Origin of the sequence: Gordonia sp. UBA7860 (assembly GCF_002500165.1) — a bacterium.
Classification (GTDB): Bacteria; Actinomycetota; Actinomycetes; order Mycobacteriales; family Mycobacteriaceae; genus Gordonia; species Gordonia sputi.
This window is the reverse complement of record NZ_DLSO01000118.1, coordinates 1-25,242: the sequence shown is the minus strand read 5'-3', so window position 1 is coordinate 25,242 and position 25,242 is coordinate 1. Positions and strand designations below refer to the sequence as shown.

Sequence of the window (25,242 nt, the reverse complement as noted above, 5' to 3'; positions counted from 1 at the left end):
TGATGTGACGGTCCCGCGTAGCGGCCCTGATGTCACGGTTCCGCGTAGCGGCCCTGATGTGACGGTCCCGCGTAGGCGGGCTCGTGTCACAGCCCGGCGTATGAGTGCAGGCCGGAGACCACCAGGTTGATGATGAACAGGTTGAACAGCAGCGCGACGAATCCGGCGACGTTGATCCATGCCGCGGTGCTGTTGCGCCAGCCGGCAGTCGCGCGGGCGTGCAGATATGCGGCATAGATGATCCAGGCGATGAACGAGACGGTTTCCTTGGGGTCCCAGCCCCAGAAGCGGCCCCACGCCGACTCTGCCCAGATCGCACCGAACACGATTCCGAGTCCAAAGAGCGGGAATCCGAACACCACGCATTTGTAGGCGAGACGGTCGAGCGCCTCAGCGGTCGGGATGTGAGCGACAAGTCGACGCAGCCCTCCGACCACGCCGCCGCCGGTCTCGGAGACTGTCTCCGACGACGCTCCCCACCGCATCTTGACCAGGTACAGGATGCTGGCGACACCGGACACGAGCAGCACGCCGGAGCTGATCGAGATGATCGAGACGTGGATGGCCAACCAGTACGACTTGAGCGCCGGGACCACGGGCGCGGCCTGCGTGTAGAGCCAGCGGCCGGCGATGAACATCAGCAGCGTGACCGGGAGCAGCACGAACGCGATCAGCGGACGGTTGATCTGCTTACGCAGGATGACGAGCCCGGCGACGACGCAGGCGGCGCAGGTCAGTGAGATGAACTCGTACATGTTGCCCCAGGGGGCGCGGCCGGTGGCGATTCCGCGGGTGACGATCGACGCGATATGTGCGATGAGTCCCACGAACACGACCGGATAGGCCATGTTGCCGATCTTCTCCGACAGCGTGCGCGGAGCCGGGCTCTCGATCTTGCCGGGGGCGCGCTGCGTGGTCGAACCGCCTCCCGCTGTGACGAGTTCCTTTGATGCGGTGAGCTTTCGAGAGCGCGCTCCCGCGAGGGCGGCGAGGAACATGAGCATCGCCAGGACGTAGATGGTGATCGCGGTACCGAACAGAAGGTCGGAGTAGCGCGCCATCGTCTCGTCGATCTGGTCTGTTCCGTTACCCATCGCTGGCCCTATCTCTACTGCTGCGGTCTGCTGGAAGCTACTGCGGTCTGCTGGAAGCGTCCGCAACTACAGATGTCGTGCTCGCCTGTTGTCGTCGGTGAGCAGGCCGCGTGCCTGCTCGTCGAAGCCCTCGCCCCAGCCGGCCTGGTCGGTGCGGGCCAGCCCGGCAATCTCTACTACCGTACGTCGTCGGTCGCCGTTGTCCGAGTCGGGCACCAAACGCGCCCAGATCCTGCGGCGTTTGACGATCAGCGACACCACCAGTCCGACCAGCATCACAATCGCCGACACCAACACCCAGACCTGCGCCGGGTCGTGCGAGACCTGGACGGAGATCCAACGCTTGTAGCCGTCGAAGCTGACCTTGGTGCCGTCGGGAAGGCTCGCACTCTCGCCGACCTTCAGGTTCGCCTGCGCCTCACGGTTGAGCCTGCCCTGATGGATCATGTCGGTGTCCAGCGAGTAGGCGTTCTGCGCTCGGCCGGTGTCGAGACCGGTGTCGCCACGGTAGATCCGGATCGCGACCTGTGGGTCGTTCGGCTCAGGCGACGAGGAGCTGAGCAGTGTGCCGTCGTAGCTCGCCGTCGGCGCGAAGAGTCCTTCGAGGGCGATCTGATTCTTGCGGCGAGTGTCCTCGTCGGGGTACAGGCCCGCCGGGGTGTCGAAGCGGGCAGCGCCCGACGACAGCATGGTCTGCATGACCTCGGGGATGAACAGCGCGGTCTGCGTGCGCTTCTCCCCGTTCGGGAAGGTCACGGTGAAGGTCGGCGCAAAGCCGTTGCCCAGCACGTAGACGCGGTCGCCCGCGACGCGCAGCGGATCATTGACGCGCACCGACCGCTCCTGCCACTGCGACGACGGTGTCCGCGGGTCGGTGGTGTAGCGGATCTTCGCGTCGTACATCGACGGCTGACCGTCAGGGAGGAAGGTCGCGGAGAAGTCGTCGACGCGGATGCAGAACGGTGAGAGGTTGGTGCCGTCCACCAGCGCGCCGGCACGGAATGAGTCGTAGACCGCCGTCGACGTGTTGCACAGTCCCTGCTCGCCGTCGGCGACGAGACTGCGCGTGCCCTCGTAGCCATACACCTTGCCCACCGCGATCGACACGAGCAGCGCCAGCAGTGCGAAATGGAAGACCAGGTTACCGAATTCGCGCAGATATCCCTTTTCGGCCGATACCTCGACGCAGCCGTCCGGGTATGCCTTCGACGGTTCGCGCACGGTGATCTCGCGTCGCCAGCCACGCAGGTTGCCCGAGATGCGTTCGGCGAGTTCGGCAGGCTCACCGTCGACCGTCTCGGTGATGTGTCGCGGCATGCGCGACAGATTGCGCGGTGCGGCAACGGGTTTGGCGCGCAGACTCTTGGCGTGCTCGATGATGCGCGGGGTGAGACAGCCGACCAGCGAGATGAACAGCAGGACGTAGATGGCAGTGAACCACGCGCTCTTGAAGACGTCGAAGAGCTGGATCTTGTCCATCCATTCGCCGAGCCAGCCGTGGTCGGAGATGTACTGAAGTGTCTTCTGCTCGTTGAGTTCTCGCTGCGGCAGCAACGCACCGGGGATCGCGGCCAGTGCGAGCAGGAACAGCAGCACCAACGCGGTGCGCATCGACGTGAGGCTGCGCCAGAGGTTGCGCAGCGGCCACAGCACCCGACGCTTGACCCAGTGCGGACGCTGCGGGGTCTGCGGCGCGGGGGTGGACGGTCGGTCGATGGTCTGTGTCATGTTCGCCCGCCTCTATACCGGAAGTTCGGTGTCGGAGATGAAAGCGTCGCGGACCCACACGATGAACTGATCCCACCAGCCGGTGACGAGAGCCACTCCGACCGCGATCAGCATGATGCCGCCGAAGATCTGGATGAGTCGTGCGTGCGTGCGCAGCCAGCCGAGGCTGCGCAGCGCCCATGCGGACGAGAACGCGAGGATGACGAACGGAATGCCAAGGCCCGCGCAGTACGCGATGATCAGCGCCACGCCCTTGACCGCCGTCGCGCCCTGCGTCCCACTCGCGGTGGCGATGACCGCGGCAAGTGTCGGACCGAGGCACGGGGTCCATCCGAGTGCGAAGACCGCGCCGAGCAGTGGCGCTCCGACGATGTTCGACACGTTGCGCGGCGCGAAGCGGAACTCGCGCTGCATCATCGGGACGAGCCCGATGAAGACGAGACCCATCACGATCGTCACCACCCCGCCAATGCGTTGCAGCACATCGTGATTGACGATCACGGTGCTCGTGATGCCGAGGACCGTTGCCGTCGCGGCAACAAAGACGACGGTGAAACCGAGGACGAAGAGGGCTGCGGCGATCGCGACCCGTGAGCGTCCACGTTTGGGCGACTCGCCGACCGTCACCGCGGGCGCCTCCGCACCGACGAGGCCTGCCAGGTACGAGAGGTAGCCGGGGACGAGTGGCACGACGCATGGGGATGCGAACGAGACGAGTCCGGCGATCACGCATGCGGCCAGAGCGAGCAGCAGCGGACCGCTGGTGACCGTGTCGGCGAAGGTTTGTCCCATGCCGCTCACGGCTGCTTTCCGGAGTCTTCGGCTGCGACCTTCTTGACCATCGCGCCGAGTTCCTCCGCGCTGGCGGTCCGCAGGTAGACCGCGGCCGGACGGTGCTGCCGGTCGAGGACGACGGTAGTCGGGACGACAGAGGTGGGGGTTGTCATCGAGGCGAGCGTCGCGCCGTCGAAGTCGTAGATCGAGGGGTACCCGACCTTGCGGTCGGCGACGAAGTCCTTGGCCGACTGCCGATCGTCGCGCAGGTTGATACCGACGAAGGCGACGCCGTTGTCCTTGTTCTGCTCATACACGGTCTCGAGGTCGTCGGCCTCCGCGCGACACGGTCCGCACCACGAACCCCACACGTTGATCACCGTGACCTTGCCTGCGAAGTCCTTGTCGACGTCGATCTGCTTGTCGGTCACGAGGTCGGGGCCGATGAGATCTGCGATCGGCTTGCGCTCGGACTCGGGGTAGGTGATCGACGTCTTCCCACCCGGCGACACGAATTGAAAGGTGTCGCCCTGTGCGACGGCGTCGTTGCCTCCGCTGCAGCCGCTGAGCAGCACGCCGAGCGTCATCAGCACGGCGAACAGGACTGCGGTGAAGGTCTTACTGCGCATGTGTCAGATCCGGCTCATGCCCCGGTCGCGAGCGGGTCGGAATGCCCGGCGGGTTCGGAGTAGATGATGTCGACGAGGGCGTCGTCGTCGTAGATGAGGCTGGTCAGCGAGGCCAGTGAGCATTGCCGACGACGGGGGTCGTGCCAGAGACGCTGGCCTTCGAGGAAGCGGCGGAGGGTGTAGACGGGCAGTTGGTGGCTGACGCAGACCGCCTCGTGGCCGCGGGCGGCGTCGCGTGCCTTGTTTGCGGCCGCGAGCATGCGATGCGCGAGCTGGATGTAGGGCTCGCCCCACGACGGGGTGAACGGGTCGCGCAGCTTGACCCAGTGTCGGGGCTTGCTGAGCGCGCCGTCGCCGACCGAGACCTTGAGGCCTTCGAAGACGTTGTCGGCCTCGATGAGTTGATCATTGGTGAAGATCGGCAGTCCGTGCGCTGCGGCGATCGGGGTGGCGGTCTCCTGGGCCCGCTGCAGCGGGGAGGCGAAGACCGCGGTGATGTCGTGGTCGGCGAGCGTGCCCGCGACCTTCTCCGCCTGAGCGCGGCCGGTCGGCGAGAGGCGGAATCCGGGCAGGCGGCCGTAGAGGATGCCGTCCGGGTTGTGCACCTCTCCGTGGCGCATCATGTGGACGATCGTGTGCATCAGTCGGACTCCCCCGATTGCGTGGCGTGCGCTGCAGCGCGGGCTGCGGCCGGCAGCGCGTCAGCGATTCGACCAAAAGTATCCTCGTCCAGCGCCGCAGAGACAAACCAGGCTTCGAATGCGCTCGGCGGTGCGTACACGCCCGCGTCGAGCAGAGCGTGGAAGAAGGGTGCGAAACGCCAGGTCTCGGTGTTTTTGACCGCGGCGTAGTCGGTGATCGCCGTCCCGGGATCGGAGGTGAAGAACACACTGAGCAGGTTGCCTGCCAATTGCACCCGGTGCCCGACCCCCGCGTCGGTGAGCGCCTCGGTGAACAGTGCTGCGAGGCGATGGGCGTTGGCGTCGAGCGCGGTGTAGACGTCGGCATCGGCGTTGCGCAATGTCGCGAGTCCGGCCGCGACCGCAACGGGGTTACCGCTGAGCGTGCCCGCCTGGTAAACGGGCCCGGTGGGTGCAAGATTCTCCATGATGTCGGTGCGCCCGCCGAACGCCGCGGCGGGCAATCCACCGCTCATCACCTTGCCGAAGGTGTAGAGGTCCGCGGCGACGCCCTCCAGGCCGTACCAGCCCGCAGGGCTGACGCGGAAACCCGTCATGACCTCGTCGATGATGAAGAGTGCACCGTGGCGTCGGGTGAGATCGCGCAGGCCGGCGTTGAAGCCGTCGACAGGGGCGACAGCGCCCATGTTGCCTGCCGCAGCTTCGGTGATCACGGCCGCGATCTCGTCGCCGTAGGTGGCAAACGCTTTGGCCACGGCGTCGAGATTGTTGTAGGGCAGGACGATGGTGTCGTGTGCCGACGCCCCGGTGACGCCGGGCGTCGTCGGGAGGCCGAGCGTCGCAATTCCGGAGCCCGCGTCGGCGAGCAACGCGTCGACGTGACCGTGGTAGCAGCCGGAGAACTTGATGATCTTCGAGCGCCCGGTTGCGCCGCGCGCCAGACGGATCGCCGACATCGTTGCCTCGGTACCCGAGTTGACGAGGCGAACACGCTCGACCGGGTCGACGCGATCGATGATCTCTTCGGCGAGTTCGATCTCGCCCTCGGTCGGCGCACCGAAGGAAAGACCGTGCGCTGCCGTCTTCTGCACTGCCTCCACAACTGCGGGGTGCGCGTGGCCGAGGATCATCGGCCCCCAGGACGAGACGAGGTCGACGTAGTCGTTGCCATCGACGTCCGTCAGATGACAGCCCTGCGCCGAGGCGATGAATCGCGGAGTGCCGCCGACCGCCGAGAAGGCGCGCACGGGCGAATTGACCCCGCCGGGCGTCGCATCCTGGGCCCTACGGAACAATTCAGCGGAACGGGCTGCGACCTCAGCGGAACTCCTCACGGCCTACAGTGTTCCAAACCGCAACGATCGGCGACAATTCGCCCTGGTCAGGCTGCTTACCCACTCGGATCGCGGCGCGGATCGGGCGCGGCGCGGCTCGCAATTCCGCCGCGGCCGCGGGCGCCGCAGGGCGGGTACTGCGTACACAATCCGGCCGTCAGCGCGAGGCCACGACAATAATTGTCGCCGCGTCCCGCTGACGTCAGAGTTGTGTACGTACCCCTCCGCACCGCCTGCACACCGGTTCAGCATCCCGCGAAATCGGGGTCGTCCCAGTAGCCGAGGGCGTGGTCGATGCCGGAGTCGGCCGCCTGGCGCGTCAGCTCGGCCGGCTCGGCCAGCGATTTGAGGTGATCGCGCCTGCGGATCATCGCGAGAAGCGTGTCGACCACTTCGTCCCACGTGAACATGAGCCGCTTGTACGAGATCCGCCACGGGATGTAGCCCAGGCGGTGAGCGGTCTCGTCTCTGACCCGGTCCTTCTCGCGTTGCCCCGGCGATTTGTCGTGATAGGCGACGCTGTCGACTTCCACGATCAGCCGCTTACCGATCAAGAAGTCGACCCGACCGATCCCTGGGATCTCCACCTGGCTCTCGAACGCAATCCCCAGCGTGGTCAGGCGGAATCCGAAGATGGACTCGGCCCCGGAGTCGAGACAGTCAGCGCACCTGTCGAGGAGTCGCCTGATCCGGACGGGCATCGACGAGAACAACGCCTGCAGGTCGGTGAACTCGAGAAGCCCCTGGTGCAGCACGGAATCGCATGCGGCGACAATTCCCTCTTCGTTGAGGCAGCGGACCGCGTACTGCAGAGCCGTGGCCACGTCGTCGAGCGGGTAGACCTCCCGTGGCGCCCGTCCGTAGCGAGTGCACGCGTGGTGTGTGCTGGCAGATCCGCGCGCGGCGACGTTGCGACCGCGGACGTGCACCAGGTCGCCGAACGGGGCAACCCACACGCCGTGGAGGTCGATCGCGCTGACACAGGTGCAGACTCCGCCCGCGCTCACCGCGGAGACAACCGTCGGGTCGGCGTACGAGGTGGCGTACCAGCCTCGACGCAGCAGGCGCAGGTCGCCGGAGTCGACCAGCCGCCGTACCTGCGCCTGGCTGAAGTCGCGGCGAGTCAGTTCAGCCCAGGAGAAGACGCCACGCCACTGGTCGTCGTGCTCGAGTCCGGTCACGGACCACAGCGTCTCGCGCCGATCGCTGCGTATCGGGGGTGATATCGCCGGGATGGGCGACGCTGTGGATAGGCGCCGGACTGTGGATTTTTCTGAGACGTGACGCGTGCTGCGCCGTGCAGTGTTCCGCGCTGCCAGGTCTACCGGCCCAGCACGACGCCCACCTCGTCGGCGATGGCGCGCTGGCCGTCGACGTTGGGGTGCACTGTGATCGGAGCCGACGACCCGACCTGCGGTTCTATCCAGCGCACGCCCTCGGGCCGGCAGGCGTCGTGTCCTTCGGAGACCGTCGACATGTCGACGAACGTCGCTCCGGTCTCGGTGGCTGCTCGCGCCCCAGTCTCGTTGAGCGTTGCTTGCAGGTCGCGGATGTACGCGACGTCGCCCGCGGCAATGCGCATCGTCGGATAGCAGCCTGTCGTCGGAGGCAGAATCCACGGATATCCGACGACGAGCACGCGTGCTTTCGGAGCACGGTCGGCAACGGCGTGCAGCGCCTTCACCAGCGCAGGGTAGGTGTTCGCCTCGACCCTTCGCACAAAGCTGTCGCCGTATCGGGCGCGGCAAGGCGCACCGTTCGGGTCGTCGGCGGCCACCTCACCGCAGTCGGCGATGGTGCCGGAGAAGATGTCACCGTCGTTCCCACCGATCATGAGCGTCACGATCCGCGTACCCTCCCCGAGCGCGTCGAGCTGCGGATTGACGCCAAAGTATTGTGCCGCAAAGAAATCCGACGTCGTCGCGCCCGCGCAACTGACATCGTCGAGGGCGAGTCCGCGTCGTTGGGCGAGCACGTGCGCAAAGTTCGACGATGACCGCTGGCACTGCAGCGGCGAATCCTCGACGAGCGGGCGCACTCCCGTTCCCGCGCTGTAGCTGTCGCCGAGGTTGGCGTAGGCGGCGCTGACGGTTCGTGTGCTGCCGGTCGTTGCCGTGCCGGCGGACGTCCCCGCACTCGCGGTCGTCCCGGAACGTCCCGCCGGATTCGAGCCGCCGTCGCTGCATGCCGTCGCCAGCAGCAACGTCGCCAGGACGACGAGAAGCCAAGGGCAGCGGGTGCTCACGCGCTCTCGCTCAGCAGGGTCAGCAGCAGTTCGGCGCGGGTGCGAGCGTCGGCGAGGTCGACGGCGAGCATGTCCTCGACACGCTCGATACGGCCGCGCAGGGTGTGCCGGTGCACCCCGAGCGCGCTCGCGGCGGCGCCCCAGTTGCCATTGGCCTCGAGGTACGCGAGCAGGCTCTGCTGCAGATGTCCGGTGTTCGCGGCGTCGTAGGCGACGAGCGGGGCGATGCGCTCGGCGTAGCTGTCGCGCAATACTTCTCGCACGGTGTCGCTCGCGAGTAGCGAGCGGAGGTCGTAGAGGTCGAGGAGCTGACCCGCCGCTGCCGACCGACACGAGAGGCGGGCCTGACGCACCGAGTCGGCGACGTCGTCGACTGGAACCGACGGCCCCAACCCGCCACGCACGGCGCACGTCGCACTCAGTATTCCGAGGAGCCCGGTGGCGAATTGGATGTGATCGTCACCGCGGATCAGGCCGACGAGTTCGTTGTCGCAACGGTGTACGAACACCGGTCGCCACCGGCGCTCGAACTCGACGGCGAGGCGTCGAGCACCATGCTGTGCGTCGTCGACGCTCTCGAAACGGAACACCACCGCACGTACCCGACCCTCGGGATCGGCTGCCCGGAGCAGCATTTCGCGCGATCGCTCCCCGACGTGGCGGTCCATGGCGAGTGCGAGCACTTCGCCCTGGAGTTCGCCGACGTCGCGTCGAACCTCTTGCGGCTTGGCAAATTCGATGACGAGCAGCGAGACCGCGTGGCCGATCAGCATGCGGCCGACGTCGTCGAGTGGACTCGACCCGATGACGCCGAGATGCCCGAAGGTCGTTGCCCCCGAACCGACTCGCGCGACGGTGAGCACCGAATCGTCGGTCACGCGGACGGCACCCGCCGATGCCGGGTCACGCACCACAATCGAGCGAAGCTGTTCGAGCTCAACGGAATTCGCTTTCCCCGGAGCCTCGGCAACCGGGGTGTGCCCGGCGTCGAACAGGATCACTCGCTGACCGACCGCATCGGCGAGCTCTCGGACGAGCCCTTTTGACCCCGATACCGTTGCCGCCCTGGTCATCCGAGGTTGCGCGCGCGTCGCAGACACCAGCCGTGCCGACCGTTGCGCGGCGATCTGATCGAGGACCGCACGCGTGATCGCCGAGAACGGTATCGCGAGCGGAACCTCGAACAGCGGGAGACCGAACTCGTCGGCGGCCGCGAGCAGACCCGCGGGCACCTCGTCGAATCCGAGGCCGACACCGAATCCGATCGCGGCGGCACCGACGGCATCGAGGCTGCGTACGAACTCGCGCTGCGCGACGTCGTCGTCGTCGTTCAGTCGCATACCGGTGGTCAGCAGCACCTCGCCGCCCTGCAACCAGTCCGCGGTGCTCACGAGTTCAGAGCTGACCGCACAGTCGAGCTCGCGGTCGAGGCCGTCGGCCCCGGCGCGCAGCGAGAGTTCGAGTCGACGCTGGGCCATCAGCCATCGAACGGTGGTCACCCACCCACCGTAACCGCCAACTGGACATTGTGGCAGTGCAACGTCAGATCGCTGTACAACTTGTCAGGTCCGCAGGTGGGGCCCGCAGGCGAACACTGGTGTCCATGACCACAGCAACCGACATCGTCTACCGGCTGCCCCAGGAGCGGAAGCTGGTCAGCGAACTGCCCGGCCCACGCTCGAGGGAGATCGGGCAACGCCGACTGGGTGCCGTCGCCGCGGGCGTCGGCTCCAGCGTTCCCGTCTTCGCGGCCGACGCCGACGGCGGAGTGATCGTCGACGTCGACGGCAACTCGCTGATCGACCTCGGCTCCGGAATCGCCGTCACATCCGTCGGCGCGAGCAACTCCGCCGTCGCGGCGGCAGTCGCCGAGCAGGCCGCGCACTTCACGCACACCTGCTTCATGGTGACGCCGTACGAGGGCTACATTGCCGTCGCCGAGAAGCTCAACGAGATCACCCCCGGCGACTTCGAGAAGCGCACCGTGCTGTTCAATTCGGGCGCCGAGGCCGTCGAAAACGCGGTCAAGATCGCCCGGCTGTCGACGCGACGCAACGCGGTCATCGCGTTCGATCACGCCTACCACGGGCGCACCAACCTGACGATGGCGATGACGGCCAAGAGCATGCCGTACAAGCGCAACTTCGGGCCGTTCGCGCCTGAGGTGTACCGGATGCCGATGAGCTATCCGTACCGCGACGAACTCGGCAGCGACGGTGTGGCCGCGGCCAAACGCGCGATCTCGATGATCGAGAAGCAGGTCGGTGCCGAGACCACCGCCGCGATCGTCATCGAACCGATCCAGGGCGAGGGTGGATTCATCGTTCCCGCACCGGGATTCCTCTCGACGCTGGCCGAGTGGTGCACGATGCACCGCGTGCTGTTCATCGCCGACGAGGTGCAAGCCGGATTCGCCCGTACCGGAACGTGGTTCGCGTGTGAGCAGGAGGGCGTCACGCCCGACCTCATCACGATGGCCAAGGGCATTGCCGGCGGAATGCCATTGTCCGCAGTTACCGGCCGCGCCGACATCATGGACATGGTGCACGGCGGCGGACTCGGCGGCACCTACGGCGGCAATCCCGTTGCGTGCGCCGCGGCGTTGGCCGCCATCGACCAGATGGAATCGCTCGAGCTGTGTGGCCGGGCGCGACACATCGAGACAATCATCACCGAGACGCTCTCGGCCACCAAGGACGAACTCGACGGTGCAGGCCTGCCCGTGATCGGTGACATCCGCGGTCGCGGCGCGATGATGGCCGTCGAACTGGTCACGCCCGCCGAAGACGGATCCCCGACTCGTGAACCCAATCCCGACCTCACCGCCGCGGTGGCCAAGGCGGCTCTCGCCCAGGGTGTCGTCGCGTTGACCTGCGGCACCTACGGCAACGTGCTACGCCTGTTGCCACCGCTGGTCATCGGCGACGACCTGCTGCGCGATGGTCTGGCGGTGCTGTGCCAGGCACTCAAGGACAACGCCTGACCTGCCGAATCGTCAATTGCTCGACCACTAAGGAGAGTCGTGTCCCCGCATCCCCTGGATCAACCACATCCCCTCGATCCGCTGACCGCCGACGAATTCCGTTCCGTCACAGCCCTACTCGGTAGCGAGCAGGGTGTCGGCGACGGCTGGCGCTATGCGTCGATCGAACTCGCGGAGCCGACGAAGACCGAACTCGCCGCATTCGACGCCGACGGCACGCTTCCGCCGCGTCGCGCGGTGGTGGTCTGTTTCAACAGTGGCGAGAACACGACCTACAAGTCGTTCGTGTCGATCTCGGGTGGCAGCGTCGACTCGTTCGAGCTGATTCCCGAGGTCCAGGCGAACTTCACGGTCGACGAGTTCGAGGAGTGCGACCGCGTCCTGCGTGCTCACCCCGACGTCCAGGCGGCGTTGGCTCGACGCGGGATCACCGATCTGGACGGCGTTTTCATGGATACGTGGACCTACGGTGGCGCGGTCATCCCCGAGGAGTACCGCGGTCGACGCCTCGGCTGGTCGGACACCTGGGTGCGCAACAGTGAGGGCTCCAACCCGTATGCGAACCCGGTGTCGGGGCTGCACTGTGTGATCGACGTGAACACGATGGAACTACTGCGCATCGAGGACACCGGCGGTTTCGACCAGCCGGAGGTGATGGGCGAGTACGTTCCTCGCCATATCCCGCAACGCATTCGGGACACTTTCAACCGGCCTGAGCTCAAGCCACTGGAGATCACCCAGCCCGACGGGCCGTCGTTCACGCTCGAAGGAAACAAGCTCACGTGGCAGAAGTGGTCGCTGCGTGTGGGTTTCAACTATCGCGAGGGCATGACCCTGCACACCGTCACCTACGACGACGGTGGACAGGTACGCAAGATCGCGCATCGTCTCTCGTTCGCGGAGATGGTCGTCCCCTATCGTGATCCGAGCGAGGATCATTACCGCCGTACGGCTTTCGATATCGGCGAGTGGGGCCTCGGCTTCATGACGACGTCGCTCGAGCTTGGTTGCGACTGTCTCGGCGAGATCCGATACCTCGACGCCACGCTGCACAACAGCGCCGGTGAGCCGTACACCATCACGAACGCGATCTGCATCCACGAGGAAGACAACGCCGTGCTGTGGAAGCACGTCGATCACGACGCAGGCGCAGAGGTGCGTCGTATGCGTCGGTTGACGGTGAGTTTCCATGTCACGGTTGCCAATTACGAGTACCTCGTCTACTGGCGCTTCTATCAGGACGGCAACATCGAATGCGAGGTACGGGCCACCGGCATCATGGTGACCACACCGATGCCGCCCGGCGTGACGTCGAATCCGCACGGCACGACGGTCGATAACCGCACGTACGCTCCGTTCCACCAGCATTTCCTCGTTGCGCGAATGGATCTCGACATCGACGGCTCCGACAACACGGTCTACGCCAGCGAGACTGTCGTCGAGCCGATGGGCCCCGACAATCCGCTCGGTCTCGGCCTGGTGCAACAGAATACGCCGCTGCTCACCGAGTCAGAGGGTATGCAGGACCCCAACTTCGCGACGCAGAAATCGTGGAAGATCGCCAATCCCAACAAGACAACGGCACTCGGCCTGAATCCCGCGTACAAGCTGGTTCCGACAGGCGCCTTCCCGGCGATGTTCGACCCGGCGTCGCCGATCTTCCAACGCGCGACCGTCATGGGACACACCCTCTGGGTGACCCCCAATCACCCGGACGAACGTTGGCCCGCAGGCGAGTTCGTCAATCAGTCGGAACGCGACACCGGACTCGGCGTGTGGACCAAGGCCAATCGGCCGATCGAGAACACCGACGTCGTGCTGTGGTACACGTTCGGAATCCATCACATCACCCGCCCGGAGGACTGGCCGGTGATGCCGGCCGACACCGTGTCGTTCTGGCTCAAGCCATTCGGCTTTTTCGACCGCAACCCCTCTCTCGACGTCGAGGCATCGCCCCCGACTCACTGTCATCACGAAGGGAACTCGCATGACCAGCACCCACGTGCTTGACCCACAGGCCGTGCTCGACGGAATCCCGACCGGGCTCTGGATCGATGGCAAGGAGGTCGAGGCCAAGAGCGGCAAGACATTCGACGTCATCAACCCCGCCACCGAGGATGCACTTACCACCGTTGCCGACGCCAGCGTCGACGACGCCGTACACGCACTCGACCGCGCCGTAGCCGTCGCCGACTCCTGGGCCGCAACGCCCGCCCGTGAACGCGGCGAGATCCTGCGTAGCGCTTTCGAATTGGTCGCCGACCGCGCCGATAGCCTGGCCATGCTCATGACGCTCGAGCTGGGTCGCGCACTGCCGGATAGCATTTCGGAGACCAAGTACGGCAACGAGTTCCTGCGCTGGTTCGCCGAAGAGGCCGTCCGGATTGACGGTCGCTGCACGCAGTCGCCGGCAGGCACCGGCCGAATCCTGGTGAGCCACGGACCCGTTGGGCCATCGCTCGCGATCACGCCGTGGAACTTCCCACTGGCGATGGGCACGCGCAAGATCGGTCCGGCATTGGCTGCCGGCAACGTCATGCTGGTCAAGCCAGCGCACGAGACACCGCTGACCATGCTCGCACTGGCCGAGATCTTCGCCGAAGCAGGACTGCCCGCGGGCGTGCTCTCGGTGCTGCCGACCACGGACGCGCGAGGCGTCGCGTCGGCCATCATCACCGACGATCGGATCCGCAAGATCAGCTTCACCGGTTCGACCCCGGTGGGTCGAAATCTGATGGCACAGGCCGCTGAGCGGGTGCAGCGTACGTCGATGGAGCTCGGCGGCAACGCACCATTCGTCGTATTCGACGACGCCGACGTCGACAAGGCTGTCGAGGGCGCGTTCCTCGCGAAGATGCGCAATGGCGGCGAGGCATGCACCGCCGCGAACCGCTTCCTGGTGCAGTCCGGGGTTGCCGAGGAGTTCACCGACAAGCTGATCGAGAAGATGTCGGCGGTGCGACTCGGCCCCGGCTACGAGGAGGGCGTGACGCTCGGACCGCTCGTGACCGCAGCGCAGCGCGACAAGGTCGCCGCAGCGGTGGAAAGTGCTGTCGCACACGGTGGTCGGGTTCGTCTCGGCGGCAAGGCACCCGAGGGTAAGGGGTACTTCTACCCCGCGACCGTGATCGATCAGGTCGACGCGTACGCACCGGTCACCCGCGACGAGATCTTCGGTCCCGTCGCGGTGATCAGCACCTTCGACTCCGAGGACGAGGCGATCGCCGCAGCCAACTCGACCGAGTACGGCCTGGCAGGCTACTTCTTCACCCGCGACCTCGACCGCAGCATGCGCGTCGCGTCGAAGCTCGACGTCGGGATGGTCGGCGTCAACCGTGGCGTCATCTCCGACGTTGCAGCACCTTTCGGCGGCGTGAAGCAGTCGGGCATCGGCCGCGAGGGCGGCTCCGAGGGCATCGAGGAGTACCTGACCGTCAAGTACGTCGCGCTCTGAGATCGACTGGGCGCCGGAAGCGCACGACAAGGCGCCCAGTCGACCCCGGCGTTACGTTCGTGAGAATTGTTGCAGAAGTGACCCCTGCGGCCTTTAGCTCGTGCAACCTTCTCCGTACGATGGCTTCATGCGTCTACGAACAGAACTTCGCCTCCGTAGCGCCGCGGCGCTGCTGGCGCTGACGACCGCTGTCGCGGGTGGTGCGGTGGCCACCGCGCCTGCTCACGCCGACATCAACGCGGGCAGTGTCGACATCGGCAGCTCAGACTTGTTGAGCGCCAACAGCGTCTTCTTGTGGCAGAGTCCGCCCACCCGCTACATCGTGGTGCTCGGCGCAAAGCAGGGAACGTTGGGGCAGCCGCCCGCGGTCCTGCAGCAGCGCATGACCGTCGGCGCCCAGCTCGCGCGCACCCATCCGTTCAACCGCGTGATCGTGTCCGGCGGCGACACCTGGTGGCTACCGGTCTCCGAAGCACAGTTCATGAACATCGGCCTGATCCATCGCGGTGTCCCGATGTGGCAGATGGTGAACGAGTCGGCGTCGACCTCTACCGTCCAGAATGCCGAGTTCACTGTCCGCATGCTCAAGTCGTTGGGTGCCACGGGAGCAGTGATCGTCACCAACAACTTCCACATGCCGCGCGCCATGAAGAACTTCCGCGACGCCGCCAAAGCGCAGCATGCCAACCTGCTGTTCCAGCCGGCCTACGCCGGCTGAACCACACCGACACGACGACGCCCCGCTCGAAGAATCGAGCGGGGCGTCGTCGTTGATTCTGTTGTAGCCGAACGTGATTGAACGTCACTTCAGCAGTGCACGGCTCATCACGACGCGCTGGATCTGGTTGGTGCCCTCATAGATCTGCGTGATCTTGGCGTCGCGCATCATGCGCTCGACCGGGAAGTCGCGCGTGTAGCCGGCGCCACCGAACAGCTGCACGGCGTCGGTGGTGACCTGCATCGCGACGTCGGACGCAAAGCACTTCGACGCCGAGCTGATGAAGCCGAGGTTCTTCTCGCCACGCTCGGCGCGGGCGGCCGAGGTGTAAACCATCAGGCGCGCTGCCATGATCTTCATCGCCATGTCGGCGATCATGAACTCGACGCCCTGGAACGTGCTGATCGGGCGGTCGAACTGGCGACGCTGCTTTGTGTATTCGATGGCCTGGTCGAGTGCACCCTGTGCAATTCCGACTGCTTGCGCGCCGATTGTCGGGCGGGTGTGGTCGAGGGTCTCGAGTGCCGTCTTGAAGCCGGTACCCGGTTCGCCGATGATGCGGTCGGCCGGGATGGTGCAGTCCTCGAAGTAGAGCTCTGCGGTGGGCGAACCCTTGATGCCCAGCTTCTTTTCGAGCGGTCCGACCGTGAAACCCGGATCGTCCTTGTGCACCATGAACGCCGAGATTCCGTGAGCACCCATGTCGGGGTCGGTGACCGCCATCACGGTGTACCAGGTGGATTTACCACCATTGGTGATCCAGCACTTGGTGCCGTTGATGACCCAGTTGTCGCCGTCCTTGCGCGCACGCGTCTTCATCGCCGCGGCGTCGGAACCGGCCTCACGCTCCGACAGGGCGTAGGACGCCATGGCTTCGCCCGAGGCCATGGAGGGCAGGACCTGCTGCTTGAGCTCTTCCGATCCGTTGAGGATCAGGCCCATGGTGCCGAGCTTGTTCACCGCCGGGATCAGCGAAGAAGACGCGTCCACTCGGGCAACCTCTTCGATCACGATGCATGCGGCAACGGAATCGGCGCCCTGGCCCCCATACTGCTCAGGTACGTGGATCGCGTTGAATCCGGACGCAGTGAGCGCCTTCAGCGCCTCTTCGGGGAATCGTGAGCGCTCATCGACGTCGGCCGCGTAGGGCTCAATCTCCTTGAGCGCGAGTGCGCGGATCGCTTCGCGCAGCGCGACATGCTCTTCTGGCAGCTGGAACAGATCGAAATCGGGGTTGGCATACCCCATGAGGGCCTCCTCATTCAGTCGACGATGACTTGATTTTCAGGATCATATTGCGTTCATTGAAACGCGACACTGAGTGTCATATTACTCGCCCTGGCGGCTCGTTGTCGACACTCGGTGCCATCGTTTAGGCCCATCCGGTACGGTTGCCGCCCCTCCTTCGGCGCGGTTCATCGCCGTATCCGACGGGGTGAGCACGGAAGCGAGCACGGGAGGCGCTCGTCGACACCAAGACGCCGGCGACAGCGTCACCAGGCTCAGCCCGACGCTCGCGCGCACTCCGTACCGCGGAGACGAGAGTCAGGTGGCGGACTCGGGGATCGTCGCGCCGATCTTTTCGCTGACCGCCCGTGAGATCTCCAGTGCCGACGTGCCCGCGGGAAAGGTGATCACAGCGATCTCGGGCCGCTCGGTGGCACCGAGGGCCATCCGAATGCGCGCCAAGTCGCGACGCAGTCGGCCAAGTGTCGCGTCCTCGTCGCCGCGGATCATCGAGCGCAGAAGGTAGTTGTGCGCCGACGTGATCGCCGCGGCGAACGCGACGATATCGACCGGCGACTCATCGGGCAGCCGACTACGCAAATGCTCCTCGAAAACCCGCTGGTACCGATAGGTCGTCACCAACTCACGCTCTCGCAGTGTCGGCACCTTGGATACGACGTCCATGCGTCGAACCGCCAGGTCACGGGTCTTATGGAAGTGCGTGAACACGAGTTCGGCCGCTACGCACACCGCAGTCGGAGGGTCGACGTCGTCACTGTCGGCGAGTTGTGCGGCCACGTCGGTCAGCAATTCTTCGTGGTCGGCGAAGATCATGTCCTCTTTCGATCTGAACTGTCGAAAGAGGGTTCGTCGCGAGACACCGGCGGCAGCAGCAATCTGATCGACCGTCGTCGACTCGTAGCCGTTCTCACTGAACAGGCGGATCGACGCCGCGACGACCTGGGTTCGGAGGTCGATCGTCCCTCCCGCGGTGTCACTCGGTGCCATATTTGTAGATTAGCCCCGACCGAGCGTGGTTCGCGTTCATCGGGCTGCATCCACGTTGGTGGGGTGACGAACGGATCACGCCACCACACCGGCCTGTGCGTCGACCGCGTGAACGAACGTTCGTCCCGATCCATCGCCGACGTTGCGGTGTTGGCTAGAGTTCGGGCCGAATTCCTTGTCGTCAGCGCCACCGGAGGAGAACCCGTGACCGTGCCACCATCCGACCCGGACACCCTCCCGCCCGTTCCGCGGTTCGACACGGCTGCCCAGCAACCCCCGACGCCCGGCTTCATCCGCGCTCACATGATCGCGGGCCCCGACCTTCCCAGCCGGGTCGCGTCGGCCCTGACGCTCGGACGACGCAGACAACTGATCCGCCAGGTGGCCGCGATCGGCGGCTTCGGCCTGCTCTTCGTCGCCATCGGTGCAGTCTTCGTCGCCCTCGACCCCGACTCGTCGTCGACCACGATCATCATCAGCGGGTTCGTCCTGGTCGCGCTCGCGGTTCTCGCGCCGTGGCTCGGTCATCGACGGGTCAGCGCGGTGTGGGCGCGGTATGCGCCCGCGGGCACTCCGCTGACCACGGAGTTCTCGATCGATCGGGTCACACTCTCCGTCGGCCCGACCACAACGTCGATCCATGCGTCGGGCATCACGTCAGTCACGCACAGTCGGACCGTGTTCGTCGTCAGCACACGACAATTCGCCCAGCCATCGCTGGCGATACCGGAAGAGCTCGTGCCGCCGGCCGTGGCTGCCGACCTGCTCACGCGATTTCCGGCGTGAGCCCTCAGTCCACGGCCTGCTTACGCAGCTCGAACTTGAGGACCTTGCCCGTCGACGTGCGTGGCAGCTCGTCGGCGAAGACGATGTCGCGTGGAATCTTGTAGCCTGCCAGCAGAGTTCGCGCGTACTCGATCAACTCGTCGGAGCCCAGCGAGCGCCCCTCCTTCAGGAGCACATACGCGCGGGCCCGCTCGCCCCACTTCTCGTCGGGAACGCCAACGACCGCCACGTCGAGCACTGCGTCGTGGCTGACCAGAGCTTGTTCGACCTCGATCGTCGAGATGTTCTCTCCGCCCGAGATGATGATGTCCTTGGCCCGATCGCGGAGCTGAATGTAGCCGTCAGGGTGCATGACGCCGAGGTCGCCGGTGTGAAACCATCCACCCTCGAACGCTTGTCGCGTCGCGTCGGGATCTTTGAAATATCCAGCCATGATGTTGTTGCCGCGCAACACGATCTCACCGATCGTCGAGCCATCTGCCGGAACGTCGACAAGTGGCACGACGCCGCGGTCGACAACACGCGCCGGCTCCGCCTGGACCATTCCGACACCCTGCAGTGACAGCTTCGCCGCGCGGTCGGCGGGATCGAGATCGTCCCAGGACTCCTGGTACTCGCAGATCGTGTACGGCCCATAGCTTTCAGTGAGTCCATAGACGTGGACGACACTGATGTCGAGCGCGGCGAGAGCCGCGATCACCGTCGGCGACGGAGGTGCGCCCGCCGTGGTGATCCGGAGCGGTGCGTCCAGGCGGTGCGCGCGTGGCGATCCGGCGATCGTGATGAGAACCGTTGGCGCACCACACAGATTCGTGACACCGAGGTCGTCGATGGCGTCCCATACCGCGTCGGCTCGCACCAGGCGCAGACACACGTGCATCGCCGACGCCGCGGTGACCGCCCAGGGCGTGCACCATCCGTTGCAGTGAAACATCGGGAGAGTCCACAAATATCTTGTGCTACCGGTGAATTGGTTGTGGTGCATCTCGCCCAACGCGTTGAGGTAGGCGCCCCGATGCGTGTACATCACGCCCTTGGGTTTGCCCGTCGTCCCCGAGGTGTAGTTGATGCTGATGACGCGGTCCTCGTCGTCGACAGTCCACGGGAGCGGCGTCGAATCTAGTGTGTCGGCGGCCGCGAGAAAGTCAGCGTAAGAACGCAATCCGCCGATACCCGACGATTCGACGTCGGCGGGTGGTGGACCGAACTCGGGATCGGTGATCTCGACGTACGACGTCACGTCGGGCACCTCGTCGGCGATGGACGCGACGGTGTGGCGGAACTCGGCGTCGAAGAACAGGGTGGTGACGCCGGCGTGATTGAGGATGTACACCAGTTCGGGGCCTGCCAGGCGCGAGTTGAGTGCGACAAGAACTCCGCCCGCGAGCGGCACCGCGAAGTGCGCGACGAGTAGTTCGGGCACGTTGGGTGCAAGGTAGGCGATCCGCTCGCCCGGGGAGATCGTCGACTCGAGCACCCGGGCGAGACGCTGCACCTCGTCGCCGAGTTCGATGTAGGTCGCCGAGCGCGCACCGTAGCGGATGGCGGTGCGATCGCCGAACACCTCGACCGAGCGCTGCAAGAAGCGCAGCGGCGTCATTTCCGAGCGGTTTGCGGTCCCGCAGTCGATGCGGCCGAACTCGGCGTCGAGTTGTGCGGTGAAGGCGGCATCGGTTGTCTGTGACGACACGGTGTTCTCCCAGCTTGGCATCGATGACGCGCGGGTGAGCCCCGCGACGTTGACGTGCTCCTACGATATGGACCACACTCGTGCGCGCGCCACCCCCGGAAGGAGGTGGCAAGCAGCTGCGGCCAGAGCGAATCGCGCGCCACATGGGGAGCTCGTTGCGGGTATCGCCCCCGGTGTCGGATCTGATCCGTAACGTGGAGCTCATGTCGACCCCAACCGAGAGTCCCTCGACGCCAGCAACCGACGACGATCCCAGCATCGACACGGCAGGCGCCGACACCAGCGAACTGTCTGACGCCGAACGCGACCTGCTCGTCGACAACCTGCGCTACGTCCTCGACGGGCGCTGGCGGGCCACCCGTGATGAGGTTCGACGCCGCGCCAACCGCGCCGACCTCCTGCCCGACCCGTCGCGCACTCTCGAGCAGGCGCGGGCGCGCATCCTCGACGAGATGCGCGAACTGTCCGAGGAAGGATTCGCAGCGGCCGGATTCGGCGCCGACCACGGCGGTACGGGCGACGTCGGGGCGTCGATCACCGCGATCGAGATGCTCGGCTACGCCGATCTGTCGCTGATGGTCAAGGCGGGCGTGCAGTGGGGACTATGGGGTGGAGCCGTCGAAAACCTCGGCACCGCAAGGCATCACGAGAAGTACGTTGCCGACACCATCAGCCTCGACCTCCTCGGCTGCTTCGCCATGACCGAGACCGGGCACGGCTCCAACGTGCAGGAACTCGAGACCACCGCCACCTACGACGCGACCACCAAGGAATTCGTGATCCACTCGCCGACGCCGTCGGCCCGTAAGGACTACATCGGCGGCGCCGCCGAGCACGCCCGCATGGCATCGGTCTTTGCGCAGTTGATCACCGCAGGTCCCGGCCAGGAGCCGGAAAGCTATGGCGTGCACTGCTTTGTGGTGCCGATTCGCGACGCGGACGGCAACGACCTGCCGGGTGTGACCACGAGCGACTGCGGCTACAAGGGCGGTCTGCCCGGCGTCGACAACGGACGCATCATGTTCGACGAGGTGCGCATCCCGAAGGACAACCTCCTCAACCGGTACGCCGACGTCGAGGACGACGGCACGTACTCGTCGCCGATCGAAAACCCCAACAGACGCTTCTTCACCATGCTCGGCACGCTGATCCGCGGTCGGATCACGGTTGCGGCCACCGCGGGAGCCGCGTCGCGTAAGGCGTTGGCCATCGCAACGCGATATGGCTTGGTGCGCAGGCAATTCGACGCTCCGGGCGATGAGGAAGAGATCGTCATCCTCGACTACCTCGGCCATCAGCGAAAGCTGCTACCGCTGATCGCGAAGTCGTATGCCATCGCGTTCGCACAGAACGAGCTCACCGAAGAACTGCACGAGGTGCAGTCCGATACCCCGACCGAATCACCCGATGGGTCATCCGATGATTCCAAGGCGGGTCGCCAGCGCGAACTCGAAGCGAACGCCGCAGGACTCAAAGCGTACGCGACATGGCATGCGTCCCACGCGATCAATGTTGCTCGCGAAGCATGCGGCGGCGCAGGCTATCTCGACGAAAACCAGATCTCGATCATCCGCGGCGACATCGACGTCTTCACCACGTTCGAAGGCGACAACACCGTGCTCACCCAGCTCATCGCCAAGGAAGTGCTTTCGGCGTACGCCGACGACGTCCAAGGCCTCTCTGCTGGCGGTTGGGTGCGGTTCATCGCGTCGATGGCACGCGACGTCGTCGTCGAGAAAACCGCTGCGCGACAGGTTGTTCAGACACTCTTGGAGAGTTCGGACGAAGACACCGAGAAGTCCGCGCTGACCAACCGCGGTACTCAGCTACGACTGTTCCGCAACCGCGAGGACCATCTGGTGCGCACCTGCGCTCAGCGTCTGCGTCGAGCAACCAACGACGACAACGATGCGTTCGAGGTGTTCAACAACGCGCAGGATCACCTGCTCAAGGTCGGCCAGGCGCGCACCGAGCGAATCGTGCTGGAAGCCTTCGTCCAGGCCATCAACGACTGCGATTCGCGCGCAACAGCAGAGGTACTCGGCAAGGTGTGCGACCTGTTCGTCTACTCCGCGCTCGAGGCCGACCTCGGCTGGTTCATGATGCATCGCCACATCTCCGTCGAGCGCGCCAAGGCGATTCGACGCGGCGTCAACGAACTCTGCCAAGACCTACGACCTTACGCGGGGACGCTTGTCGACGCATTCGGCATCCCGGAGCAGCTCATGGGCGCGCCGATGATCGAGAACCACTGAGAGGTCGGGTCTAGTCGCTCGACCCCCGAGGGCGCACACCGAGCTGCACCGCAAGGTGTGCCTCGATGAGCTCGTGACGGAATCGTTCGACGTCGCGGGCCCAAGCCTGGGCGAGCTTGCCGTCGACGAGCTTCACGCCGACGCCCTTACGACGTCGCGGAACCCCCGCGAGTTCTCCGAGCGCCGGAGCGCTCTCCCACTTCTCGTGTTCGGCGCCGTTGTTGGCGGGGTAGATCTTCTCGATGTCGGCGAGTGCCATCATCAGCGTCCCCTGCTGCAACGTGGTCTCGGTCAGTTCGACTCCGACGTGGCGCCGCGCCGCGTACACCTGGACGATCGAGAACAGCGTGATGATTGCGCCGAGGACCGAGATCCACAACCAATGCACACGGCCGGGGCCGGCGATGTCCACCGCGAGCACGGCGCCTGCGAGCACAGGGCCGATCGCGACGACCCACCAGCTACCGCCCTCCTCGACGAACAACGTCTCGCCGCGGTCCTCCGGCTCCGGGATCGGGTGCGCTCGGTGGGCGGCGTCGGTGTCGGTGTCTTGCTCGGCCGCGTTGTCTTCCTCCGCGTCGGCTGATTCTTCTGCTTCGGCGGATTCGTCGGCGCCATCGACGTCTTCGGCGTCGTCGAGCTCTTCTGCGTCAGCAACTTCTCCTGAGTCAGCCGATTCGTCGTGGTTGCTGTCGGGAGTCTCGCCATCGGCTGGCGCCGTGCTGCCACCGACACCACGGGCAGATTCGACGGCGCTGTCCGAGGACTCCGCGCTGCCGCTCGGGATTTCTGGGCTGCCACCGGCGGGATCGTCAGCGGCAGAGGTCACGCTATGTCCCGTTTCCGGTCCTGCTTGTTTCGCGCGGATGCCGAGCTTTTGTCACCCGATCGGTTCTCGACGGGTCTCGTCTTGCCGCCCGGCCTGCTTTTCCCGTTCGTGGCGCGCCCCTTGCCGCCCGCTTTGCCCTTGCCCGACGTGGACTTCTCCGGGCACTCGGGTGGGCTGCCCGCGTTGAACCAGGCGTCGGCTTCGGGGCGGTAGGCGAGCAACGATCCGAAGAGTCCGATGACCGCGGCGAGCAGAGTGAACGCGAGGGCGGGATAGCCGAAGCTGAGGAACACCAGCATGATCACAACGACGAGCGTCAGCGCCGCCAACGATGAGCGCCAGCGAGCATCCCCAACGTAGGCCTTGCTGCCGAGCAGCACGTACGCCACACCGACGGCGATCACGATGATCCCGATTCCGATCGGAAGCAGCGTCGGGCCGTCGGCAAAGATGCCCGCCACGATGTAGCCGACACCGAGCAGTCCCAACAGAACGCCGGACGCTATCCAGCATCGATACGCCCAGGTCACCATTTTCGGGCGTTTACTTGCGTCAGGAAGGGTCACTGCTTTGCTTTCTGTCTGTCGACGGCTCGCTGCGCGGCGTCGACTCGTTCTCGTGGCTGTGGAGACGTGCCTCGTCGGGTCGGTCCCCTTCTCCGGAAGAGTAGTCGCCACGGACTGTTCCCGACGGCGTGCCGACGGTATTCGGATCTTTCTGCAGTGATCCGGTCTGGGGTGTTGCTTTTTGGGGTGATGCCGACTCGCCGGTCGTCGGCGGCTGCCAGCCCCGGCGTCGCGCCTCGTCTTCCCATGACGTCGGCGAGCCCTGGGCGTAGGGGGCGTTGTCGGGGTACTGACCGCCGGCGGGAGGTTGCTGGTCGGGTGCCTGTCCGTATGACTGCGGGTAGGGCGTGTAAGGCGGTGGCGACTGCGGGTACGGCGAGTACGGCGGGGTCTGTGGGTACTGAGGCGGGTAGCCGGGAGGGGCGGGGTACCCGGGCGGTGTGGGTTGCGGTTTGCGGTAGGCGGCCATCGCGCGGCAGTAGGCGTCGGACTCGCGTCTCAGGAGGAGGATGGTCGCACCGAGCGCGGCGATGCCGCCGATGATCAGCGGGATTCCGATCCACCAGGGATCGACACCTGCGATCAGCGAGAAGGCCATGTCGATGAGGACGAAGACTCCCATCGCTCCCAGCAGCACCCGCGCCCAGTTGTATCCCTTGCGCACAAACCAGACGAAGGTCAACGAGATCGCGGACAGGACAACCGCGGTGATCACCGTAATCGCGATCAGGAAGCCCGAGGACGTCATGAGATCTACCTCTGCGCGCGGGGTATCGGCGGGGAGGTCGGAGACTCGCTGGTTCATCATGTCGCGCAGGGTCGGGTACTGAGCGACGGCCGTCACGATCCTGGCGATGACCACGACGATCCACAGCTCACACGCGATGGCCACCGAGTCGGGCAGCTTAGGGCGCTCGCGCTGCCCGTCTGCCTGCGCGGACGTGGGGTCGCGACGCGGATCGAGAAATTGCGACATAGCTCCAGCGTAGTGAACGCAGCTTGGTGCGCGATGAGGACCTGCGCGGCGCGACTGCGTACACAACTTCGACGTCAGCGCGAGGCCACGACAATAATTTCGACGGCGGCCCGCTGACGTCACGATTGTGTACACACGTCGGGCCGGACGAGGCGCGCGGGCGCGATGACGGCTGCCGACGGCGCGAGGTGGTCTCGACTCGGGTCCTCGCTGCGCTCGGGCCCGCTCGACCAGCGGTGAGGCGCCCGTCCAGCGGTGAGGCGGCCTAGGCCAGCTTGGCGGCGACCTCGGTCGCCCACCGACCC

Annotated in this window: 21 protein-coding genes; 6 read left to right on the top strand and 15 right to left on the bottom strand. The window is 65.7% G+C overall.

Annotated elements, in window-relative coordinates:
- Positions 1–86 precede the first annotated feature (86 nt).
- The 9 genes from ccsB to B3T59_RS14560 form a co-directional block, all read right to left on the bottom strand.
- Positions 87–1,094: a c-type cytochrome biogenesis protein CcsB gene (ccsB, locus tag B3T59_RS14600; protein WP_287003945.1), complete on the bottom strand. Its 1,008-nt coding sequence runs from the start codon at positions 1,092–1,094 to the stop codon at positions 87–89.
- A 66-nt stretch (positions 1,095–1,160) separates the two neighbouring features.
- Positions 1,161–2,822 (bottom strand): cytochrome c biogenesis protein ResB, encoded by a 1,662-nt coding sequence (gene resB, locus B3T59_RS14595; RefSeq protein WP_287003944.1) that lies wholly within the window; start codon positions 2,820–2,822, stop codon positions 1,161–1,163.
- A 12-nt stretch (positions 2,823–2,834) separates the two neighbouring features.
- Positions 2,835–3,614 (bottom strand): cytochrome c biogenesis CcdA family protein, encoded by a 780-nt coding sequence (locus B3T59_RS14590; RefSeq protein WP_039856840.1) that lies wholly within the window; start codon positions 3,612–3,614, stop codon positions 2,835–2,837.
- Between the two features lie 5 nt (positions 3,615–3,619).
- Positions 3,620–4,225 (bottom strand): TlpA disulfide reductase family protein, encoded by a 606-nt coding sequence (locus tag B3T59_RS14585; protein ID WP_287003943.1) that lies wholly within the window; start codon positions 4,223–4,225, stop codon positions 3,620–3,622.
- Between the two features lie 14 nt (positions 4,226–4,239).
- Entirely contained in the window at positions 4,240–4,866 is a 627-nt protein-coding gene (locus B3T59_RS14580; protein ID WP_005208480.1) for a histidine phosphatase family protein, read from the bottom strand.
- On the bottom strand, positions 4,866–6,200 hold the full coding sequence (gene hemL / locus B3T59_RS14575; RefSeq protein ID WP_287003942.1) for a glutamate-1-semialdehyde 2,1-aminomutase: 1,335 nt from the start codon (positions 6,198–6,200) through the stop codon (positions 4,866–4,868). Before hemL ends, B3T59_RS14580 begins: the two co-directional genes overlap by 1 nt.
- Before the next feature lie 245 nt (positions 6,201–6,445).
- Entirely contained in the window at positions 6,446–7,381 is a 936-nt protein-coding gene (locus tag B3T59_RS14570; RefSeq protein ID WP_287003941.1) for a type IV toxin-antitoxin system AbiEi family antitoxin domain-containing protein, read from the bottom strand.
- Between the two features lie 140 nt (positions 7,382–7,521).
- Positions 7,522–8,445: an SGNH/GDSL hydrolase family protein gene (locus tag B3T59_RS14565; protein ID WP_287003940.1), complete on the bottom strand. Its 924-nt coding sequence runs from the start codon at positions 8,443–8,445 to the stop codon at positions 7,522–7,524.
- On the bottom strand, positions 8,442–9,944 hold the full coding sequence (locus tag B3T59_RS14560; RefSeq protein ID WP_251723369.1) for a PucR family transcriptional regulator: 1,503 nt from the start codon (positions 9,942–9,944) through the stop codon (positions 8,442–8,444). Before B3T59_RS14560 ends, B3T59_RS14565 begins: the two co-directional genes overlap by 4 nt.
- Before the next feature lie 104 nt (positions 9,945–10,048).
- Here B3T59_RS14560 and gabT point away from each other — a divergent pair, with 104 nt between their 5' ends.
- The 4 genes from gabT to B3T59_RS14540 all read left to right on the top strand — a co-directional run bounded on the left by gabT (position 10,049) and on the right by B3T59_RS14540 (position 15,600).
- On the top strand, positions 10,049–11,428 hold the full coding sequence (gabT, locus tag B3T59_RS14555; RefSeq protein WP_005204627.1) for a 4-aminobutyrate--2-oxoglutarate transaminase: 1,380 nt from the start codon (positions 10,049–10,051) through the stop codon (positions 11,426–11,428).
- A gap of 39 nt (positions 11,429–11,467) precedes the next feature.
- Positions 11,468–13,438, top strand: a complete 1,971-nt coding sequence (locus B3T59_RS14550) for a primary-amine oxidase (RefSeq protein ID WP_251723371.1) — start codon at positions 11,468–11,470, stop codon at positions 13,436–13,438.
- Positions 13,416–14,882, top strand: a complete 1,467-nt coding sequence (locus tag B3T59_RS14545; RefSeq protein ID WP_251723373.1) for an NAD-dependent succinate-semialdehyde dehydrogenase — start codon at positions 13,416–13,418, stop codon at positions 14,880–14,882. Before B3T59_RS14550 ends, B3T59_RS14545 begins: the two co-directional genes overlap by 23 nt.
- Before the next feature lie 127 nt (positions 14,883–15,009).
- Positions 15,010–15,600: a YdcF family protein gene (locus tag B3T59_RS14540; protein WP_251723374.1), complete on the top strand. Its 591-nt coding sequence runs from the start codon at positions 15,010–15,012 to the stop codon at positions 15,598–15,600.
- Positions 15,601–15,684: 84 nt separating this feature from the next.
- On the opposite strand, the gene B3T59_RS14535 is transcribed toward B3T59_RS14540, so the two are convergent.
- Together B3T59_RS14535 and B3T59_RS14530 are read right to left on the bottom strand one after the other, a co-directional pair.
- Complete coding sequence (locus B3T59_RS14535) at positions 15,685–16,848, bottom strand: acyl-CoA dehydrogenase (RefSeq protein ID WP_287003939.1); 1,164 nt, start codon at positions 16,846–16,848, stop codon at positions 15,685–15,687.
- A 297-nt stretch (positions 16,849–17,145) separates the two neighbouring features.
- On the bottom strand, positions 17,146–17,835 hold the full coding sequence (locus B3T59_RS14530; protein ID WP_251723376.1) for a TetR/AcrR family transcriptional regulator: 690 nt from the start codon (positions 17,833–17,835) through the stop codon (positions 17,146–17,148).
- Positions 17,836–18,039: 204 nt separating this feature from the next.
- Between B3T59_RS14530 and B3T59_RS14525 the strand changes: the two genes are divergently transcribed.
- Complete coding sequence (locus tag B3T59_RS14525; protein ID WP_231894963.1) at positions 18,040–18,621, top strand: hypothetical protein; 582 nt, start codon at positions 18,040–18,042, stop codon at positions 18,619–18,621.
- Between the two features lie 4 nt (positions 18,622–18,625).
- Here B3T59_RS14525 and B3T59_RS14520 read toward each other — a convergent pair whose 3' ends face one another.
- A complete protein-coding gene (locus B3T59_RS14520) occupies positions 18,626–20,311 on the bottom strand; it encodes an AMP-binding protein (RefSeq protein ID WP_372495561.1) in 1,686 nt (561 codons plus the stop codon).
- Between the two features lie 203 nt (positions 20,312–20,514).
- On the opposite strand from B3T59_RS14520, the gene B3T59_RS14515 reads away from it, so the two are divergent.
- Positions 20,515–22,566: an acyl-CoA dehydrogenase gene (locus B3T59_RS14515; protein ID WP_251723377.1), complete on the top strand. Its 2,052-nt coding sequence runs from the start codon at positions 20,515–20,517 to the stop codon at positions 22,564–22,566.
- A 10-nt stretch (positions 22,567–22,576) separates the two neighbouring features.
- Here the strand turns inward: B3T59_RS14515 and B3T59_RS14510 are convergent, their stop codons facing one another.
- The 3 genes from B3T59_RS14510 to B3T59_RS14500 are packed head-to-tail and all read right to left on the bottom strand — an operon-like array spanning position 22,577 to position 24,937.
- On the bottom strand, positions 22,577–23,395 hold the full coding sequence (locus tag B3T59_RS14510; RefSeq protein WP_251723378.1) for a hypothetical protein: 819 nt from the start codon (positions 23,393–23,395) through the stop codon (positions 22,577–22,579).
- Positions 23,392–23,928, bottom strand: a complete 537-nt coding sequence (locus B3T59_RS14505) for a hypothetical protein (protein WP_287003938.1) — start codon at positions 23,926–23,928, stop codon at positions 23,392–23,394. The genes B3T59_RS14510 and B3T59_RS14505 overlap by 4 nt, the downstream gene beginning before the upstream one ends.
- Before the next feature lie 19 nt (positions 23,929–23,947).
- Positions 23,948–24,937 (bottom strand): DUF998 domain-containing protein, encoded by a 990-nt coding sequence (locus tag B3T59_RS14500; protein ID WP_251723381.1) that lies wholly within the window; start codon positions 24,935–24,937, stop codon positions 23,948–23,950.
- Between the last annotated feature and the right edge of the window lie 305 nt (positions 24,938–25,242).